Annotated in this window: 1 protein-coding gene; it reads right to left on the reverse strand. The window is 63.4% G+C overall.

The features are described 5' to 3' along the window. Window positions 1-301 precede the first annotated feature (301 nt). A complete protein-coding gene (locus tag MOP87_RS13315) occupies window positions 302-1,270 on the reverse strand; it encodes an alpha/beta hydrolase (protein WP_027916316.1) in 969 nt (322 codons plus the stop codon). Window positions 1,271-1,306 lie beyond the last annotated feature (36 nt).

Genomic DNA, 1,306 nt, shown 5'->3' on the forward strand with positions numbered 1-1,306 from the left:
ATCGAGCGTGGGTTCAAGGTCTGGTGGCTACTGATCTACTTCATCGCCTCATTGCTCGCAGCTTCACCCTTGATTTCGACCGGCCCTAGGGCTTTCCTGCTCGGTTTATGTGGTTGGCTGCAGTCACCACTCCCTGTGGCGGCTTGTATGCCTACCTGGCATTGCGGGATTTCATCAAGATCACCCGCGCGCAAGCCTTAGTTAAGAATCAGAAAAAGCACACACCTACTCTCCAAGTTGGTCGCACTACATAGGCCTGGATGTGTGTGTGCTCTGTTACGGTAACGGCACGCGAGGACTATTACGCTCGTCCCCCAACCGCGCTCAACCACGCCCCCACATCCCGATAAATCCCCCCGACCTGCCCCACCAACCCCGACATCCGCAAAAAGTCATGGCTAAGCCCCTGCGCCCGCACAAAGGTCACCGGCGTCCCGCTTGCCTGCAACCTGTCGCGATACGCTAGGCCTTCATCGTGCAATGGGTCGTACTCCGCTACCCACAGGTAGGCCGGCGCCAGCGGCGTGTCCACTTGGGCCAGCAGCGGTGAAGCGCGCCAGTCCAGGCGTTGTTCGGGCAGCGGTGCGTAATGCTGGTAGAACCACGCCAGCGTCTCGGTCTCCAGCAAATAGCCTTCGGCATGCTGGCGGTGGGAGTCGCGCAGGCACGACAGGTCGGTGACCGGGTAGAACAGTAACTGCGCCAACGGCTTGATCGCCAGCGTTTCAGGGGCCTTGACCGCAGTGATGGCCAGGACGGTCGCAAGGCTTGCGCCGACGCTGTCGCCGGCAAACACCACCCGGCGGTTGTCCAGCCCAAGGGCCAGGGCGTGCTCGGCCAGCCAGTTGGCGGCATCGAGCGCGTCGTTCACAGGGACCGGAAAACGGTGCTCCGGCGCCAGTCGGTAATCCGGGGCGAGCACTGCGAAGTCGCCCATGCTCGCCAGGCGCCGGCACACCGAGTCGTGCGAGTCGAGGCTGCCGACCACATAGCCGCCGCCGTGCAGGTAGAGGATCACCGGTTGCGGTGCAGCTGCAGGCTGCCCGTTGCGGTAGAGCCGAGCGGGCAGCTGGGCGCCGTCGCGGGTCGGGATGCTCAGTTCGCTGACACTCAGGTCACCGGGCGGGCTGGGGTCGAGCACTTGCGAGCTGGCGGCGAATTCGGCGCGGGCCTGGGCCACGTCCATCGCGTGCATGGGCTGACTCTTGCCGGTCAGCCTGCCGAATTCGACCAGTTCCAGAAACGCTGCCAGGTCAGGGTGCAATGCCATGTTCGATCCTTACTTGAAAATCAGTGACAGGGCGCG

This window comes from Pseudomonas sp. I3-I5 (genome assembly GCF_022699445.1).
GTDB lineage: Bacteria > Pseudomonadota > Gammaproteobacteria > Pseudomonadales > Pseudomonadaceae > Aquipseudomonas > Aquipseudomonas fulva.

What these genes read in the sequence shown, in the direction of transcription:
- MOP87_RS13315 (WP_027916316.1), bottom strand. Translation starts at nt 1,270, where the DNA reads ATGGCATTGCACCCTGACCTGGCAGCGTTTCTGGAACTGGTCGAATTC.